Consider the following 17,894-nt stretch of genomic DNA (forward strand, 5'->3'; position numbering starts at 1 on the left):
CCCGGAAGCTAAGCCTACCAGCGCCGATGATACTACCCAACAGGGTGGAAAAGTAGGACACCGCCGAACACAATTTAGTGAAACGCCCCCCGAGAAATCGGGGGGCGTTTCCATTTCAATTCCCGAATTTCATGGTCGACTTTTCAATTATCCGAATTGTGGCTGTCTGAGGCCTGCCCGTATCCTTTACACGTGGTTGATGACAGGCAAGGCAATTCCGGTGGGCGTCCGCCCCGTCGTCCCTCGACGGCAGGTGCTGGAAGCCGCGATCGCCGGGGCATCGACGCGCCGCGCCGGTCGGGGCCTGGCCGCGCCCGTCCGGCGCAGCCACGGCAGGCCGCCGATGGCGACGGCAGTAGCGCGGGCCAGGCCGGTCCGGTCATCCCGTCATCCATCGAGGCCAAGCAACTCGCGCCCGAAATCCGCGGCGAACTCACGACTTTGGATAAGTCGACCGCCGACACCGTGGCCCGCCATCTGGTCGCCGCCGGCGAACTGCTCGACGAAGACCCGCAGGCCGCTCTGGAACACGCGCAGGCCGCGCGGGCCCGTTCGGGGCGGATCGCGGCGGTACGCGAAGCGGTCGGCATCGCCGCCTACCAGTGCGGCGACTGGGCGCAGGCACTATCCGAATTCCGTGCCGCCCGGCGGATGGGCAGCAAGTCTCAACTGCTTCCCCTGATCGCCGACTGCGAACGCGGCGTCGGGCGGCCCGAACGGGCCATCGAACTGGCCCGCAGCCCCGAAGCGGCTGAGCTCACCGGCGACGACGCCGACGAGCTTCGGATCGTTGCCGCCGGGGCGCGTGCCGACCTCGGCCAGCTCGAACAGGCGCTGGTGGTGTTGTCCACACCGCAGCCCGATCCGTCGCGCACCGGCTCGACCGCCGCCCGACTGTTCTACGCCTACGCCGAGACGCTTCTGGCCCTCGATCGCGGTGACGACGCGCTGCAGTGGTTCATCCATGCCGCCGCTGCCGATGTCGAGGGCGTCACCGACGCCGAAGACCGGGTCGGCGAGCTGGCCTGAGATGACTACCCTTGCGCAGCAACATGATTGCTTGCTGCTCGATTTGGATGGCACCGTGTTTCGCGGTCATGAGCCGACCGAGGGCGCTATCGACGCCCTCGCGGTCGCGCAGACCCGCAAGCTGTTCGTCACCAACAACGCCTCCCGTGCCGCCGAGGACGTGGCCGCGCACTTGCGCGAGCTCGGCTTCGTCGCGGACGCCCCTGATGTGGTGACCAGCGCCCAGAGCGCGGCACGACTGTTGGCGCAGCAGCTCCATCCGGGGGCGAAGGTGCTGATCGTCGGGACCGACGCGCTGGCGGGTGAGATCGAGGCGGTCGGGCTGCAGCCGGTCAGACGGTTTGATGACGAGCCCGTGGCCGTCGTGCAGGGTCACTCGGTGACCACCGGGTGGCCCGATCTGGCGGAGGCCGCGCTGGCCATCCGCTCCGGTGCATTGTGGGTGGCGGCCAACGTCGACCGCACCCTGCCCACCGAGCGGGGACTGCTACCCGGAAACGGCTCGATGGTCGCCGCACTGCGCACCGCCACCGACGCCGAATACCAGGTGGCAGGTAAGCCCGCTCCGGCGCTGATGCGAGATGCGTTGGCGCGGGGCACCTTTGACACGCCGCTGGTGGTCGGTGACCGCCTCGACACCGATATTGCCGGCGCCAACGCCGCGGATCTGCCCAGTTTGATGGTGCTGTGCGGGGTCAGCACCGCGGCCGAGGCGGTGCACGCGGTCCCGGAGCAACGCCCCACCTACATCGGCGCCGACCTCCGCGATCTGCACGTCGACTCCGAGGCCCTGCGAGTGGCCGAGCAGGCGGCCTGGGATGTCGAGGTCGTTGACGGCTCGGTGATCGTGACCGCGGCTGGCGCAGACCACAGCGACGACCAACTCTCGGTGGTCCGCGCGACTGCTCGCGCGGTGTGGGATGCGGCCGACGGCGAACACCACCTGACGGTGCTTGCCGGTGACGACTCCGCACGCGCCGCGCTGCAGCGCTGGTCCCTGCTGACGGCGCAGGATCAGCTAGCGTGAACGGTGATATGAGCACCGACCCCGAACAGATCCGCGCCGATGTCGACGCTGTGCTGGCCCAGCTGCCCAGCGTCGATCCCGACAGCGTCGATGTCGCCGGTGTGGACATCGATGCCGTCGGACGGCAGCTCGAGGAAGCGCACCAGATCTTGGTCAATGCGCTGGAATCGGTGGAGAAGGGCTGAGTTCGCGCATGACGCGGCGTGCCCGGGTTGACGCTGAGCTGGTCCGTCGTGGACTGGCGCGGTCACGACAGCAGGCCGCCGAACTCATCGGCGCCGGCCGGGTAAGCATTGACGGCATGCGTGCGGTCAAACCCGCCACCGCAGTCGCCGTCACCGCCAACCTGACCGTCGACGTCGGCGACGAGCGCACCTGGGTGTCGCGGGGCGCCCACAAGCTGATCGGAGCGCTCGATGCCTTCGGCATCGACCCGGACGGGCGGCGGTGCCTCGATGCGGGCGCCTCGACCGGTGGCTTCACCGAGGTGCTGCTGGACCGCGGCGCCACCGAAGTCGTGGCCGTCGACGTCGGCTACGGCCAGCTGGCCTGGTCGCTGCGCTCCGATCCGCGCGTGGCGGTTATCGAGCGCACGAATGTGCGGGATCTGACGGCCGACGCGATCGGCGGCCCCGTCGACCTCGTCGTGTCCGACCTGTCGTTCATTTCACTGGCTACGGTGCTGCCCGCACTGACTGTCTGCGCGTCCCCGCACGCCGATATCGTTCCCATGGTGAAACCACAGTTCGAGGTTGGTCGCGAGCAGGTCGGCGCAGGCGGGGTGGTCTCCGATCCGGAACTACGGACCGCGGCGGTGCTGGCCGTCGCCGCTCGCGCCGGTGAGCTCGGCTGGCAGACCCTCGGCGCGACCGCGAGCCCGCTGCCCGGCCCGTCGGGCAACGTCGAATACTTTTTGTGGCTACGTGCCCAAACAGACAACGGATTGCACGGAGACGAACTGGACGCCGCGGTGCGCCGCGCCGTCGCGGAAGGACCGCAATGACTTCTGAGCGGGCGATCCTGCTCGTCGTACACACTGCCCGCGAGGAGGCCATCGAGACGGCCCGCCGGGTGGAAAAGGTGTTGGGTGACAACGGCATAGCGCTGCGTGTTCTCTCCGCCGAATCCGTGGACCGCGGCACCCATTTCGACCCGACCGAAATGCAGGCGGTGGGCTCGACCACCGAGGTGGTCGACGCCGACGCCAACGCGGCCGTCGGATGCGAGCTCGTGCTTGTACTCGGTGGTGACGGCACCTTCCTGCGGGCCGCCGAACTGGCCCGCAACGCGGAGATTCCCGTGCTCGGAATCAACCTGGGGCGCATCGGGTTCTTGGCCGAGGCCGAAGCCGAGGCCATCGACACCGTCCTCGAACACGTCGTCACCCGTACCTACCGCGTCGAGGAGCGGATGACCCTCGACATCGCGGTGCGCGACAAGGGTGAGGTCATCGCCCGCGGCTGGGCCCTCAACGAGGCCAGCCTGGAAAAGGGTGCGCGGCTCGGGGTGATCGGCGTCGTGCTGGAGATCGACGGCAGGCCGGTCTCCGCGTTCGGCTGCGACGGCGTGCTGGTGTCGAGCCCGACCGGCTCCACCGCGTACGCGTTCTCAGCAGGCGGGCCTGTGGTGTGGCCGGACCTTGAGGCGATGATCGTGGTGCCCAACAATGCTCACGCGTTGTTCGCACGCCCGATGGTGACCAGTCCGACGGCGCTGATCGCCATCGAGATCGAGGACGACAGCCACGAGGCGCTGGTGTTCTGCGACGGCCGCCGCGAGATGCGGGTGCCGGCCGGCGGGCGGCTCGAGGTGACCAAATGCACGACACCGCTGAAGTGGGTGCGCCTCGACAGCGCGCCGTTCACCGATCGTCTGGTGCGCAAATTCCGGCTGCCGGTCACCGGCTGGCGGGGGCAGTGAACCGGCGATGCTGGCTGAGATCCGGATCGAGTCATTGGGCGCGATCAGCGCGGCCACCGCGGAGTTCGACCGCGGACTGACCGTGCTGACCGGTGAGACCGGCACCGGCAAGACCATGGTGGTGACGGGGCTGCACCTGCTGGGCGGGGCACGCGCCGATGCCACCAGGGTGCGGTCGGGTTCTGAGCGGGCCGTCGTCGAAGGCCGTTTCGCCACTGCAGAACTCGACGACGCCACTGGTAAGCGGATCGACGAGATCCTGGATTCCTCCGGTGCCGACCGCGACGACGACGGCAGCATCATTGCGCTGCGGACGGTGAGCCGTGACGGGCCCTCGCGGGCCTACCTCGGCGGGCGCAGCGTGCCTGCCAAGTCGCTGTCGACGTTCACCTCGGAACTGCTGACGCTGCACGGCCAGAACGACCAGTTGCGACTGATGCGCCCCGAGGAACAGCGCGCCGCCCTGGACCGCTTCACCGGGGTCGACGCGAAACTCGAGCGCTACAAGAAGCTGCGCGACCAGTGGCAGGTGGCCCGGCGGGATCTGGTGGACCGGACCAATCGGGCTCGCGAGTTGGCTCAGGAGGCGGACCGCCTGAAGTTCGCGTTGACCGAGATCGACGGCGTCGACCCGACGCCCGGGGAAGACGAATCGCTGGTGGCCGACATCCGCCGGCTCTCCGAACTCGACGCGCTGCGCGAGGCGGTCGCCGGCGCCCGCGCGAATCTCTCGGCCGACGACCTCTCCGACGGCGAACCCCGTTCGGCCACAGATACTTTGGGGCGTGCGGCGGCCCTGCTGCAGTCCACTGACGATCCTGCGCTGGGAGCCCTGGCCCGTCAGCTCACCGACGCGCTGACCGTCGCCGGCGACGTCGCCCGTGAACTCGGCGACTTTCTGGGCGACCTGCCCGATGACGCCAGCGCTTTGGAGACCAAGCTCGCGCGCCAGGCCGAGCTGCGCAACCTGACCCGCAAGTACGCCGCCGACGTCAACGGTGTGCTGGCGTGGGCCAAGGAGTCCCGGGAGCGCCTGGCGCAGCTCGACGTCTCCGAGGACGCGCTCGCCGGGCTGGGTCGCCGGGTCGACGAGCTCGCCGGTCAGGTGGCGACGTCCGCCCTTGAGCTGTCCAAAGCCCGCACGAAGGCGGCGAAGGGCTTGGCCAAGGCCATCACCGCCGAGCTGACCGGGTTGGCGATGACGCACGCCGACTTCAGCGTCACGGTGTCGCTGATGCCGGCCCGCGACGACGACAGCGCACCGCTGCGGTTGCCGTCTGGCGAGACTGTGCATGCCGGTGGCGAAGGCATCGACCTGGTCGAGTTCGGGTTCACCGCGCACCGAGGCACCGACGTCCTGCCGCTGAACAAGAGCGCGTCCGGTGGCGAGCTGTCCCGCGTGATGCTCGCATTAGAAGTAGTGCTGGCCGCGTCGGCGGAGGGCACCACGATGGTGTTCGACGAGGTGGACGCCGGCGTCGGGGGTCGGGCTGCGGTGCAGATCGGCCGCCGTCTGGCGCGGCTTGCCCGCACCCACCAAGTCATCGTCGTCACCCACCTGCCGCAGGTCGCCGCCTACGCCGACAGCCACCTCGTCGTCGACAGCGCAGGCAACGGGACCAGCGGGGTGCGCTGCCTGGACACCGAGCAGCGGGTGGGCGAGCTGGCGCGGATGCTGGCCGGACTGGGGGAGTCCGACACCGGCCGTGCTCACGCCCGCGAACTGCTCGACGCCGCGCAGGGCGACCGGGGACTCAGCTGAGCCGGATGACGACGGCATAGCCGTCGTGGTCGCCGGTGGTGGTGGTCCGGCGGTCGAGCTCGTTGTCCATGTCAACCAATCCCAGATCGGTTGCGCCGGTGCGCACCAGCGCGGCCCGGACCGCGTCGCGGGCTCGATTGAACGACACGTAGACGTGGGTGGGGACGACATAGAAGAAGCCGGCGCGCTCGCGGCTGAACGAGGCCGTCCACACGTAACCGGTCCCGCCTGGAGCGGGCGCCGCGCCGAACACCCGGCCGTGATCGTTGGGCAGGAGCCAATGGGCGTTCGCGAACGCCTGCTCGGGTCCGGTGGGCTGCTGCCCGTAGAGGACGCCGCCTATCAGCCCCTGATACCCCGTGGAATGGACGGGCTGTGCCGGGAAGCCGGCCGCGCCCAGGGCGGCGTTGAGCTTGTCGGCCGACTCCTCGGCGGTGGTCGACGTCGGGTCGACGATGATCACGTTGATCGGTTGATACAGAGTCTTGAACGGATATTGCTGGCTGGGCCAGTCGGCGAGGCCGCCACTCCGGGCGAGCATCCACTTCCCGATCGCGCCGTAGGCGGTCGTCGTCGTCTCGACCGGAGTGGGGCGGGCTTCCGGTGCTCCGGTCAGTGAGTCGTGGAGGTCGTCGAAGAACGTCGTGACTGCCTCGACGAAGGCGGGCACCGGAGGCGGTGACGGCACGGGACGTGGCGCGGGTCTGGCGACTCCCGCCCGGGGTGCGGAAAGCCTTGACGCAGTGGGCGTCTTTCGGGACCGCGGTGCGGTCGACGAGGGCCGCGAGTGGCCGACCGAGCCGGTCGAGGTGCTGCCGGAGTGGGTCGCTGAGCCGGTACCGGGCGACTCGGCGTTGGCGACGCCGCCCCCGGCCAGCAGGGCCGCACCCACACCCAGCCCGACGAGCAGCCCGCTGAACCAGGTCGCGCGGGACATTCGGTTCATACTCGGCTCCGTCGATCGGTTAGCTGACGGTAGCTGGTGGAGGCCCGGATGCGGGAGATACGCGTATCCGAACCGTGTTACTGCTGTGACAAGATGTGACTTGTGTGGCTGGTGTTACGGCGCGCCTCCGCGAATATCCGCCCCGTCGCCGACAGAATCCCAGCATGAAGATGTCAGCGCTTCTCTCCCGTAATACCGGTGCACGACCAGGAGTCGTGGGGACAGCCCGCGTCGATCGCGACATCGATCGCCTGCTGCGCCGCGTCGGCCCGGGCGACATCGTGGTGCTCGACATCCTCGACTTGGACCGGATGACCGCTGACGCTCTGGTCGACGCGAACATCGCCGGCGTCGTCAACGCCTCCCCGTCGATCTCGGGCCGGTACCCGAACCTCGGCCCGGAAGTGTTGGTGGCCAATAACATCACGCTGATCGACAGCGCGGGTCCCGAGGTCTTCAAGAAGATCAAGGACGGCGCGAAGATCCGGCTGCACAACGGTGGGGTGTACTCCGGCGATCGCCGCCTGGCCCTCGGCGTGGAGCGCAGCGATGAAGAGATCGCCGACCTCATGCAGGACGCCAAGACCGGGCTGGTTGCGCACCTGGAGGCGTTCGCAGGCAACACCATCGAGTTCATCCGCAGCGAGAGCCCGCTGCTGATCGACGGTATCGGCATCCCGGACATCGACGTCGACGTGTACCGCCGCCATGTCCTGGTGGTGGCCGACGGCCCCGGCGCCGAAGACGACCTCAAAGCGCTCAAGCCCTTCATCAAGGAGTACCAACCGGTCCTCATCGGTGTGGAGAGCGGCGCGGACCTGCTGCAGAAGAACGGTTACCGGCCCCAGTTGATCGTCGGCAACCCCGACCAGATGAGTGCCGACGTGCTCAAGAGCGGCGCGCAGGTGGTTCTTCCCGCCGATGCCGACGGGCACGCCAACGGCCTGGAACGCATTCAGGACCTGGGCATCGGAGCGATGACGTTCCCGGCCGCCGGTTCGGCCGCCGACCTGGCGCTGTTGCTCGTCGACCACCACGGCGCTTCGCTGATCGTGACGGCCGGTCATTCGGCGAGCATCGAAGAATTCTTCGACCGCTCCCGCCAGCAGAGCAACCCGTCGACGTTCCTCACCCGGCTGAAGGTCGGCGAGAAGCTTGTGGACGCGAAAGCTGTTGCCACGCTGTACCGGAACCACATTTCCGGCGGCGCCATCGCGATGCTCATCCTGGCGGTGTTGCTCGCGATCATCGCTGCGCTGTGGGTGTCGCGGGCCGACACATTCGTCATCGACTGGATCGTGACCTACTGGAACCGCTTCTCGCTGTGGGTGCAGAGCTGGGTGACCTAGGCGTAGAGCAGAAAGGCTCACCGCTGTGATTTCGCTACGCCACCATGCCATTTCGCTGGCTGCGGTGTTCCTTGCGCTGGCCGTCGGTGTCTTCCTGGGCTCCGGCGTGCTGTCCGACACGTTGCTGTCCGGTTTGCGCGACGAAAAGCAGGACCTCAACAAGCAGATCATCTCGTTGACGGATCAGCGCAATGCACTCAACGAAAAGCTCGGGGCTGCTGACGATTTCGACAAGCAGATGTCGAGCCGGATCGTCAAGGACGCGTTGGCCGGCAAGTCGGTGGTGTTGTTCCGCACCCCTGACGCCAACGACGACGATGTCGCAGCGACAAGCCGGTTGGTCGGGCAAGCCGGCGGAACCGTCACCGGCACGGTCGCGCTGACGCAGCAGTTCGTCGACGCCAACTCCGCGGAGAAGCTGCGCTCGGTGGTCAACTCCGCGATCGTGCCCGCGGGTGCGCAGCTGAGCACCACGCTGGTCGACCAGGGCTCGCAGGCGGGCGACCTGCTCGGCATCGCGCTGCTGATCAATCGCAACCCCGCGATCCGACCGGCGGATGACACCCAGCGCGACACCGTGCTTGCCGCGCTGCGTGACACCGGCTTTCTGACCTACCAAGGCGACCGCCTTGCCGCGGCCAACACCGCGGTCGTCGTGACCGGGGGAGCGCTGGGCGATGACGCCGGCAACCAGGGCTCCACGGTCGCCCGGTTCGCCGCGGGGATGGCCCCGCACGGGTCGGGAACGGTGCTCGCGGGCCGGGACGGTTCGGCCTCCGGAACCGCTGCTCTTGCGGTGACGCGGGCCGACGCCGGGATGGCGGCCGATGTGACCACGGTCGATGACATCAGCTCCGAAGCCGGCCGCATCACCACGGTGCTGGCGCTGCAGAACCTGATCAACGGGGCGCCGTCGGGCAAGTTCGGTATCGGACCGGGCGCAGCGTCGCTCACCGTCCCGCAGTAGACCGCGGGCAACCAAGACGGTAACGAAGGCCACCCGCGTGTTAGCGCCGGCTTGTCGGCGTCGGTGTTAGGGTGAGATTCCGTGGGTAGGCAGGCCCCAGGTAGTTCCCAGCGATCCCCTGCCCGACGTCACGGAGGTTGCTCTTGCCCCCACTGCGCAAGCACCCGCAGACCGCCACCAAGCACATCTTCGTCAGCGGTGGCGTTGTCTCGTCCCTCGGTAAGGGCCTGACCGCCAGCAGCCTCGGTCAGTTGCTGACCGCGCGCGGTCTGCAGGTGACGATGCAGAAGCTCGACCCGTATCTCAACGTCGACCCGGGAACGATGAACCCGTTCCAGCACGGTGAGGTGTTCGTCACCGAGGACGGTGCCGAGACCGACCTGGACGTCGGGCACTACGAGCGCTTCCTGGACCGCAACCTGTCCGGCTCGGCCAATGTGACCACCGGGCAGGTGTATTCGTCGGTGATCGCCAAGGAGCGCCGCGGCGAGTACCTCGGCGACACGGTGCAGGTGATTCCGCACATCACCGACGAGATCAAGGGTCGCATCCTGGCGATGGCCGAGCCCGATGCGTCCGGCAACCGGCCCGACGTGGTGATCACCGAGATCGGCGGCACCGTCGGCGACATCGAGTCGCTGCCGTTCCTGGAGGCCGCGCGCCAGGTTCGCCACGAAGTCGGCCGGGAGAACTGTTTTTTCCTGCATGTTTCGCTGGTGCCGTATCTGGCGCCGTCGGGCGAGCTGAAGACCAAACCCACCCAGCACTCGGTGGCAGCGCTGCGCAGCATCGGTATCAGCCCCGACGCGCTGATCCTGCGCTGCGACCGTGACGTGCCCGAGCCGCTGAAGAACAAGATCGCGCTGATGTGTGACGTCGACATCGACGGGGTGATCTCGACGCCCGATGCGCCCTCGATCTATGACATTCCGAAGGTGCTGCACCGCGAGGAACTTGACGCCTATGTGGTGCGCCGGCTCAACCTGCCGTTCCGCGATGTCGACTGGACGCAGTGGAACGACCTGCTGCGCCGGGTGCACGAGCCCAAGGAAACCGTCCGAATCGCCTTGGTGGGCAAGTACGTCGACCTCTCGGACGCCTATCTGTCGGTGGCGGAGGCATTGCGCGCAGGCGGGTTCGCTCATCGCGCCAAAGTCGAGATGCGCTGGGTCGCCTCCGACGACTGCGAGACCGATAGCGGTGCGGCCGTTGCGTTGGGTGACGTGCACGGCGTGCTGATTCCCGGTGGGTTCGGCATCCGCGGCATCGAGGGCAAGATCGGCGCGATCCGGCACGCCCGCCATCGCGGGCTGCCGGTGCTGGGCCTGTGCCTGGGCCTGCAGTGCATCGTGATCGAGGCGGCCCGCTCGGTGGGGCTGACCGAGGCCAACTCGGCCGAATTCGACCCTGCCACACCGGATCCGGTGATCTCTACGATGGCTGACCAGCGTGAGGCCGTCGCCGGTGAGGCCGATCTGGGCGGCACCATGCGGTTGGGTGCTTACCCGGCGACGCTGGAAGTCGGTTCGATCGTCGCCGAGGCGTATGACTCGACGCACGTGTCCGAGCGGCATCGCCACCGCTATGAGGTCAACAACTCCTATCGCGACCGGATCGCGCAGAGCGGTCTGCAGTTCTCGGGCACCTCACCGGACGGTCATCTGGTCGAGTTCGTCGAGTACCCCCGCGACGTTCATCCGTTCCTGGTCGGCACGCAGGCCCATCCGGAGCTCAAGAGCCGGCCGACCCGCCCGCATCCGCTGTTCGTGTCGTTCGTCGGTGCGGCGATCGACTACAAGGCGGGCGAGCGGCTGTCCCTGGAGATCCCGGAGCAGCACTCCAACGGCAAGGAACACCCGGAACAGGCGGCCCAGCCCCTGGCCGAGCAGGTTCCAGAGCACTCAGCCCGTGGCTGACCACGACTTCGAGACCGTCTCCTCCGAAACCGCTTATCGCGGAAACATTCTCGCCCTGCGGGTCGATCAGGTCCGGATGCCGGGTGGCAATATCGCCAAACGCGAGGTCGTCGAGCATTACGGTGCCGTCGCGGTCGTCGCGGTCGACGAAGCCGGTCGGGTGGCGATGGTTTACCAATACCGGCACCCGATCGGGCGCCGGCTGTGGGAATTACCCGCCGGGCTGCTCGACGAGCCGGGGGAGGACCCGACCGAAGCGGCGGCCCGCGAACTGCGCGAGGAAACCGGCCTGAGCGCCGAACGCTGGGACGTGCTCGTCGACCTGATGTCCTCGCCAGGGTTCAGCGACGAGGCATTGCGCGTGTATCTCGCCCGGATCCTCACCGACGTCGGACGGCCCGAGGGCCACGACGAAGAAGCCGACATGGAGGTGCACTGGGTCCACATCGCGGACGCGGTTCAGCAGGTGCTCTCCGGGGAGATCGTGAATTCCACTGCGGTAGCGGGCATTCTGGCCGCGCACGCGGTGATCGTGGACGACCAGCCGACCCGGCCCGCCGATGTGCCGTTCCCGGACCGCCCGACGGCGTTCGCCGCGGGGAAGGCCGGCTCATGACGACGTTCTCGGCCGATCTCCCCGGTCGCTCCGCTCCTGCCCTCCGGACCGATCTCCCGGGTCGCTCCGCTCCTGCCCTCCGGACCGATCTCCCGGGTCGCTCCGCTCCTGCCCTCCGGACCGCATTAGACGGCCAGCTGCAGGGCTATCTCGACCACCTCACCATCGAGCGGGGGGTGGCGGCCAACACCATCAGCTCCTACCGGCGTGACCTGCGCCGCTACGTCGAGCATTTGTCGTCGCGCGGCATCGACGACCTGACCAACGTTGATGAGAACGATGTCAGCGAGTTCCTGGTGGCCCTGCGCCGCGGCGATCCGGACACCGGCGTGGTGCCGTTGTCGGCGGTCTCGGCTGCGCGCGCCCTGATTGCGGTGCGCGGTTTTCACCGGTTCGCCGCCGCCGAGGGGATCATCGGCATCGACGTCGCCCGGGCGGTCAAGCCGCCGACGCCGAGCCGTCGGCTCCCGAAAAGCCTCACCCTCGACGAGGTCCTGGCACTGCTCGAGGGCGCCGGCGGGGACAGCCCGTCGGACGGGCCCCTGACGCTGCGCAATCGCGCCCTGCTCGAGCTGCTGTATTCCACCGGCGCGCGGATCTCCGAGGCCGTCGGCCTCGACGTCGACGACGTCGACACCGAAGCCCGGTCGGTACTGCTGCGCGGCAAGGGCGGCAAGCAGCGCCTGGTGCCCGTCGGCCGCCCGGCTATCGCGGCGCTGAACGCCTACCTGGTGCGAGGCCGTCCAGACCTGGCGCGCCGGGGCCGCGGCACGCCGAAGATCTTCCTCAACGCCCGGGGCGGGCAACTGTCGCGGCAGAGCGCATGGCAGGTGCTGCAGGACGCCGCCGAACGGGCAGGCATCTCCTCGGCGGTGTCGCCGCACACGCTGCGGCACTCCTTCGCCACCCATCTTCTCGACGGCGGCGCTGACGTCCGCGTGGTGCAGGAACTGCTCGGACATGCCTCGGTCACCACAACCCAGATCTACACGCTGGTCACGGCGCATGCTCTGCGCGAGGTATGGGCCGGCGCACATCCGCGGGCATGATGTCGCGGGTCTGCCTCGTGTGGCGGCGACACACCGTTAGACTTTCGCGGATGTTCGCCACGCCGCCGAAAAGCCTGCTGATGGGGGGTACGGCGTGACCGACGAGGCAGACGAAGCCACACCGATCGGTCTCACCGGCCGCCCGCCCCGCCAGATTCCCGAACCACAGCCGCTGACCTCGCACGGGCCGGCCACGGTCATCTCGATGTGCAATCAGAAGGGCGGGGTCGGCAAGACCACCTCGACGATCAACCTCGGGGCGGCGCTGGCCGAGTACGGCCGGCGGGTGCTGTTGGTGGATCTGGATCCGCAGGGCGCGCTGTCGGCGGGGCTGGGCGTGCCGCACTACGAGCTGACCCACACCGTGCACAACCTGATGATCGAGCCGCGGGTGAGCATCGACGAGGTGCTGATCAACACCCGGGTGAAGAACCTGGACCTGGTGCCCAGCAACATCGACCTGTCGGCCGCCGAGATCCAGCTGGTCAACGAGGTCGGACGCGAGCAGACCCTGGCCCGCGCGCTGCATCCCGTACTCGACCGCTACGACTACGTGCTGATCGACTGCCAGCCCTCGCTGGGCCTGCTCACCGTCAACGCGCTGGCCTGCTCCGACGCGGTGGTCATCCCGACGGAATGCGAATACTTCTCGCTGCGTGGCCTGGCTCTGCTGACCGACACCGTCGACAAGGTGCGTGAGCGGCTCAATCCGCGGCTGAAGATCAGCGGCATTCTGATCACCCGGTTCGACAACCGCACCGTCAACGCCCGTGAGGTGATGGCGCGGGTGCTGGAGCGCTTCGGCGATCTGGTGTTCGACACCGTCATCAGCCGCACCGTGCGCTTCCCGGAGACCAGTGTCGCCGGCGAGCCCATCACCACCTGGGCACCGAAATCCGTTGGTGCACAGGCATATCGGTCGCTGGCCCGCGAGGTCATCGACCGCTTCGGCAAGTGACCGAATCGCAGGCGCCCGAAAAGGGCTTCCGTGTCAGGCTGACGAACTTCGAGGGCCCGTTCGATCTGCTGCTGCAGCTGATCTTCGCCCACCGCCTCGATGTGACCGAGGTCGCGCTCCATCAGGTCACCGACGAATTCATCGCCTACACCCGCGAGATCGGCCCGAAGCTCGAACTCGACGAGACGACCACCTTTTTGGTGATTGCTGCCACACTGCTCGACCTCAAGGCCGCGCGACTGCTGCCCGCCGGCGATGTGCACGACGAGGAGGACCTGGCGCTGCTGGAGGTCCGCGACCTGTTGTTCGCGCGGCTGCTGCAGTACCGCGCCTTCAAGCATGTCGCCGAGATGTTCGCCGAACTAGAGGCCGCAGCACTGCGGAGTTACCCCCGGTCGGTGACGGTCGAGGATCGCTTCGCCGACCTTCTTCCCGAGGTCATGCTGGGTGTCGACGCCGCCGCCTTCGCCGACATCGCGGCCGCGGCGTTCACCCCGCGCCCGGTCCCCACGGTCGGAACCGAACACCTGCACGCATCGCAGGTGTCGGTGCCCGAGCAGGCCGAGCTGCTGCTGGAGTTCCTGTCCTCGCGCGGGGTGGGGCAGTGGGCGTCGTTCAAGGAACTGGTGGCCGACTGCGAGGCGCCGATCCAGATCGTCGGACGGTTCTTGGCGCTGCTCGAACTGTATCGGGCCAGGACGGTAGCATTCGAACAGCCAGAACCACTTGGTGTGCTCCAGGTTTCATGGACCGGCGACCGGGTTGTGAACGAAGAGCTGGTCCGAGCCGAGTGGGAAGAAGAGCAGAACCAATCATGACCGACGACGCAGCCGACGTACCCGACGTGGACCTGGGGTCCGACTCGGGGCCCGATCCGGGAATCGACGGCGCCCTCCCCGAGATGGACGACGACGAACTGGGCCGGGTGCTGGAGGCGCTGTTGCTGGTCGTGGACACCCCGGTCAACACCGAGACGCTCGCGTCGGTGACCGAGCAGCCGCTGGATCGGATCGCCGCCACGCTGGAGCGCATGGCCGCACAGTTGGCGGACCGCGACAGCGGTATCGACCTGCGTGAGGCGGGCGGCGGCTGGCGGATGTACACCCGGGCGCGGTTCGCGCCGTATGTGGAGCGGCTGCTGCTGGACGGGTCGCGGTCGAAGCTGACCAGAGCGGCGCTGGAGACGCTGGCGGTGGTCGCCTACCGTCAGCCGGTGACCCGGGCTCGGGTCAGCGCGGTCCGTGGCGTCAACGTCGATGCGGTGATCCGTACGTTGGTGGCGCGTGGGCTGATCACCGAGGCGGGCACCGACGAGGACACCGGCGCGACCACGTTCGCCACCACCGAGTTGTTCCTCGAGCGGCTCGGGCTGTCGTCGCTGACCGACCTGCCCGACATCGCGCCGCTGCTTCCCGATGTCGACGTGATCGACGACCTGAGCGAAAACCTCGATGCGGAACCACGTTTCGCCAAGCTGGCCGGAGTCTCGGCGTCCGACCCGAACGTCTCGATCGATGTGGACACCGATGCCTGAACCAGATGGAGTGCGGCTGCAGAAGATCCTGTCGCAGGCAGGAGTGGCGTCGCGGCGGGTGGCCGAGCGGATGATCACCGATGGCCGGGTAGAGGTCGACGGCCGCATCGTCACCGAGTTGGGCACCCGGGTCGACCCGGCCAACGCCGACATCAGGGTCGACGGGTCACGAATCGTCGTCGACGACTCGATGATGTACCTGGCGATCAACAAGCCGGTCGGAATGCATTCGACGATGTCGGACGAGCGGGGCCGGCCGTGTGTCGGTGACCTGGTGGAGCACCGAGTCCGCGGCAACAAGAACCTCTTTCACGTCGGACGGCTCGACGCCGACACCGAAGGCCTGTTGCTGCTGACCAATGACGGGGAGCTGGCGCATCGGTTGATGCACCCGTCGTTCGAGGTGCCCAAGACCTACTTGGCGACGGTAACCGGTTCGGTTCCACGGGGTTTGGGTAAGACGCTGCGCGCCGGCATCGAGCTGGACGATGGACCGGTCAAGGTCGACGACTTCGCCGTTGTCGACGCGGTGCCGGGCAAGACGCTGCTGCGGGTGACATTGCACGAGGGGCGTAAGCGGATCGTGCGTCGGCTGTTGGCTGCGGTGGGTTATCCGGTTGAGGCGCTGGTGCGGGTGAGCATCGGTGAGGTGACGCTCGGTGAGCAGCGGCCCGGCAGCATCCGCGTGTTGACCCGTAAGGAAGTCGGCGATCTGTACAAGGCGGTGGGCCTGTGAGCCGATGCGTTGTGGCGGTGGACGGCCCGGCCGGTACCGGAAAGTCTTCGGTGTCGCGAGGATTGGCGCGTGCGCTGGGAGCCCACTACCTGGATACCGGTGCGATGTACCGCCTCGTGACGTTGGCGATGCTGCGCGCCCGTATCGACTTGACCGACGCCGACGCCATCGCGGCGGCCTCCGATGTGACGCTGTCGGTGGGCTCTGACCCTGAGGTAGACCGGGCTTACCTTGGCACTGAGGATGTTTCGGCCGAGATTCGGGGCGACGAGGTCACCAGAGCGGTTTCGGCGGTCTCAGCGGTCCCTGAGGTGCGCACCCGGATGGTGGCGCTGCAGCGTGAATTGGCGGCGGCCGCCGACAGTGTCGTGGTCGAAGGCCGTGACATCGGCACGGTCGTGCTTCCTGATGCCGACGTGAAGATCTTTCTGACCGCCTCGGCCGAGACGCGTGCACGCCGCCGCAACGACCAGAACGTCGCGACCGGGTTGCCGGATGACTACGAGACGGTGCTGGCAGATGTGATCCGCCGCGACCATCTGGATTCGACCCGCACGGTGTCACCGTTGCGTCCGGCGGAGGACGCGATCATCGTCGACACCAGCGACATGACCCAGGACCAGGTGGTGGCCAGTCTGCTTGATTTGGTCGAAAAGCGAAGTGGTGCAATGCGATGAGTGAGGACGGCACGTGGTCTGACGAAAGCGAGTGGGAGCTTTCCGACGAAGGATTCGACGACGACGAGGAGGCGCTGGCTCCGCCACCGGTGGTGGCAGTGGTCGGTCGGCCCAACGTCGGCAAGTCCACGTTGGTCAACCGCATTCTCGGCCGCCGTGAGGCTGTCGTGCAGGACTTGCCGGGGGTGACCCGCGACCGGGTGTCCTACGACGCGTCCTGGACCGGGCGGCGCTTCGTCGTGCAGGACACCGGCGGGTGGGAGCCGGACGCCAAGGGCTTGCAGCAGTTGGTCGCCGAGCAGGCCTCGGTGGCGATGCAGACCGCCGACGCTGTGATACTCGTCGTCGACGCGACGGTCGGTGCCACCAGTGGCGACGAGGCGGCCGCGCGAATCCTGCGCCGATCGGGTAAGCCAGTGTTCCTGGCGGCCAACAAGGTTGACAACGAGAAGGGTGAAGCCGACGCGGCCGCGCTGTGGTCGCTCGGGCTGGGGGAGCCGCACCCGATCAGTGCCATGCACGGCCGCGGGGTGGCGGACCTGCTCGACGAGGTGGTCGCGGATCTACCTGCGCAGTCCGAGGTGGCCCAGGCCACCGGCGGACCGCGACGGGTGGCGCTGGTGGGCAAGCCCAACGTCGGCAAGAGCTCGCTGCTGAACCGGTTGGCGGGCGCCGAGCGTTCGGTGGTGCACGACGTCGCGGGAACCACGGTGGATCCGGTGGATTCGCTGATCGAATTGGGCGGCAAGACATGGCGTTTCGTCGACACCGCCGGTCTGCGCCGCCGGGTCGGTCAGGCCAGCGGCCACGAGTTCTACGCGTCGGTCCGCACCCACAGCGCGATCGACGCGGCCGAGGTTGTCGTCGTGCTGATCGACGCGTCGCAACCGCTGACCGAACAGGACCAGCGCGTCCTGACGATGGTGATCGAAGCGGGGCGGGCGCTGGTGCTGGCGTTCAACAAATGGGATCTCGTGGATGAGGACCGGCGTTATCTGCTGGACCGCGAGATCGACCGCGAACTGGCGCAGCTGCAGTGGGCGCCGCGGGTGAACATCTCCGCCAAGAGCGGCCGCGCGGTGCAGAAGCTGGTGCCTGCGATGGAGACCTCGCTGGCGTCCTGGGATTCGCGCATCTCGACGGGGCAGCTCAACACGTGGATCAAGGAGGTGGTCGCGGCCACTCCGCCGCCGGTGCGCGGCGGTAAGCAGCCGCGAATCCTGTTCGCCACCCAGGCGACCGCGCGCCCGCCAACGTTTGTGCTGTTCACCAGTGGTTTCTTGGAGGCGGGCTACCGGCGGTTCCTGGAGCGGCGGCTGCGTGAAACCTTCGGTTTCGAGGGCACCCCGATCCGGATCAATGTGCGGGTGCGGGAAAAGCGCAAGCTCAAGCCGCGTTGATTCGGCGG

The 17,894-nt window shown here is 68.0% G+C and carries 18 protein-coding genes; 17 read left to right on the forward strand and 1 reads right to left on the reverse strand.

The window, feature by feature from the left end; genetic code table 11:
- Window positions 1-192: 192 nt before the first annotated feature.
- From BST42_RS27485 to recN, 6 genes are read left to right on the forward strand one after another with little or no spacing between them, the layout of a single operon-like run.
- Window positions 193-1,029, forward strand: a complete 837-nt coding sequence (locus BST42_RS27485; RefSeq protein ID WP_083122877.1) for a tetratricopeptide repeat protein — start codon at window positions 193-195, stop codon at window positions 1,027-1,029.
- Between the two features lies 1 nt (window position 1,030).
- Window positions 1,031-2,056: an HAD-IIA family hydrolase gene (locus BST42_RS27490; RefSeq protein ID WP_083122878.1), complete on the forward strand. Its 1,026-nt coding sequence runs from the start codon at window positions 1,031-1,033 to the stop codon at window positions 2,054-2,056.
- 8 nt (window positions 2,057-2,064) lie between these two features.
- On the forward strand, window positions 2,065-2,241 hold the full coding sequence (locus BST42_RS29755; protein ID WP_165760941.1) for a hypothetical protein: 177 nt from the start codon (window positions 2,065-2,067) through the stop codon (window positions 2,239-2,241).
- A gap of 8 nt (window positions 2,242-2,249) precedes the next feature.
- A complete protein-coding gene (locus BST42_RS27500; RefSeq protein WP_083122880.1) occupies window positions 2,250-3,059 on the forward strand; it encodes a TlyA family RNA methyltransferase in 810 nt (269 codons plus the stop codon).
- Window positions 3,056-3,976 (forward strand): NAD kinase, encoded by a 921-nt coding sequence (locus tag BST42_RS27505; protein ID WP_083122881.1) that lies wholly within the window; start codon window positions 3,056-3,058, stop codon window positions 3,974-3,976. The genes BST42_RS27500 and BST42_RS27505 overlap by 4 nt, the downstream gene beginning before the upstream one ends.
- A 7-nt stretch (window positions 3,977-3,983) precedes the next feature.
- Window positions 3,984-5,738 carry a DNA repair protein RecN gene (gene recN / locus BST42_RS27510; RefSeq protein WP_083122882.1) on the forward strand — a complete coding sequence of 585 codons (1,755 nt, stop codon included), beginning with the start codon at window positions 3,984-3,986 and terminating at the stop codon, window positions 5,736-5,738.
- On the opposite strand, the gene BST42_RS27515 is transcribed toward recN, so the two are convergent.
- Complete coding sequence (locus BST42_RS27515) at window positions 5,731-6,684, reverse strand: hypothetical protein (RefSeq protein ID WP_083122883.1); 954 nt, start codon at window positions 6,682-6,684, stop codon at window positions 5,731-5,733. The genes recN and BST42_RS27515 overlap by 8 nt on opposite strands.
- A gap of 164 nt (window positions 6,685-6,848) precedes the next feature.
- Between BST42_RS27515 and steA the strand changes: the two genes are divergently transcribed.
- The 11 genes from steA (at window position 6,849) to der (ending at window position 17,886) form a co-directional block, all read left to right on the forward strand.
- Window positions 6,849-8,033 (forward strand): putative cytokinetic ring protein SteA, encoded by a 1,185-nt coding sequence (gene steA, locus BST42_RS27520; RefSeq protein WP_083122884.1) that lies wholly within the window; start codon window positions 6,849-6,851, stop codon window positions 8,031-8,033.
- Between the two features lie 25 nt (window positions 8,034-8,058).
- Window positions 8,059-9,000, forward strand: coding sequence for a copper transporter (locus BST42_RS27525; protein ID WP_083122885.1), 942 nt, complete (start codon window positions 8,059-8,061; stop codon window positions 8,998-9,000).
- A gap of 143 nt (window positions 9,001-9,143) precedes the next feature.
- On the forward strand, window positions 9,144-10,916 hold the full coding sequence (gene pyrG, locus BST42_RS27530; protein ID WP_083122886.1) for a CTP synthase: 1,773 nt from the start codon (window positions 9,144-9,146) through the stop codon (window positions 10,914-10,916).
- Window positions 10,909-11,532: an NUDIX domain-containing protein gene (locus BST42_RS27535; RefSeq protein WP_083122887.1), complete on the forward strand. Its 624-nt coding sequence runs from the start codon at window positions 10,909-10,911 to the stop codon at window positions 11,530-11,532. Before pyrG ends, BST42_RS27535 begins: the two co-directional genes overlap by 8 nt.
- Window positions 11,529-12,581, forward strand: coding sequence for a site-specific tyrosine recombinase XerD (gene xerD / locus BST42_RS27540; RefSeq protein ID WP_237159614.1), 1,053 nt, complete (start codon window positions 11,529-11,531; stop codon window positions 12,579-12,581). Before BST42_RS27535 ends, xerD begins: the two co-directional genes overlap by 4 nt.
- Window positions 12,582-12,675: 94 nt before the next feature.
- Window positions 12,676-13,539, forward strand: coding sequence for a ParA family protein (locus tag BST42_RS27545; protein ID WP_083122888.1), 864 nt, complete (start codon window positions 12,676-12,678; stop codon window positions 13,537-13,539).
- Window positions 13,536-14,357 carry a segregation/condensation protein A gene (locus tag BST42_RS27550; protein WP_207569589.1) on the forward strand — a complete coding sequence of 274 codons (822 nt, stop codon included), beginning with the start codon at window positions 13,536-13,538 and terminating at the stop codon, window positions 14,355-14,357. The genes BST42_RS27545 and BST42_RS27550 overlap by 4 nt, the downstream gene beginning before the upstream one ends.
- Entirely contained in the window at window positions 14,354-15,073 is a 720-nt protein-coding gene (scpB, locus tag BST42_RS27555; RefSeq protein ID WP_207569590.1) for an SMC-Scp complex subunit ScpB, read from the forward strand. The genes BST42_RS27550 and scpB overlap by 4 nt, the downstream gene beginning before the upstream one ends.
- Window positions 15,066-15,809 carry a pseudouridine synthase gene (locus BST42_RS27560; protein ID WP_083122891.1) on the forward strand — a complete coding sequence of 248 codons (744 nt, stop codon included), beginning with the start codon at window positions 15,066-15,068 and terminating at the stop codon, window positions 15,807-15,809. Before scpB ends, BST42_RS27560 begins: the two co-directional genes overlap by 8 nt.
- Window positions 15,806-16,486, forward strand: coding sequence for a (d)CMP kinase (gene cmk, locus BST42_RS27565; RefSeq protein ID WP_083122892.1), 681 nt, complete (start codon window positions 15,806-15,808; stop codon window positions 16,484-16,486). Before BST42_RS27560 ends, cmk begins: the two co-directional genes overlap by 4 nt.
- Entirely contained in the window at window positions 16,483-17,886 is a 1,404-nt protein-coding gene (der, locus tag BST42_RS27570) for a ribosome biogenesis GTPase Der (RefSeq protein ID WP_083122893.1), read from the forward strand. The genes cmk and der overlap by 4 nt, the downstream gene beginning before the upstream one ends.
- Window positions 17,887-17,894 lie beyond the last annotated feature (8 nt).

The organism is Mycolicibacterium rhodesiae (genome assembly GCF_002086695.1).
GTDB lineage: Bacteria > Actinomycetota > Actinomycetes > Mycobacteriales > Mycobacteriaceae > Mycobacterium > Mycobacterium rhodesiae.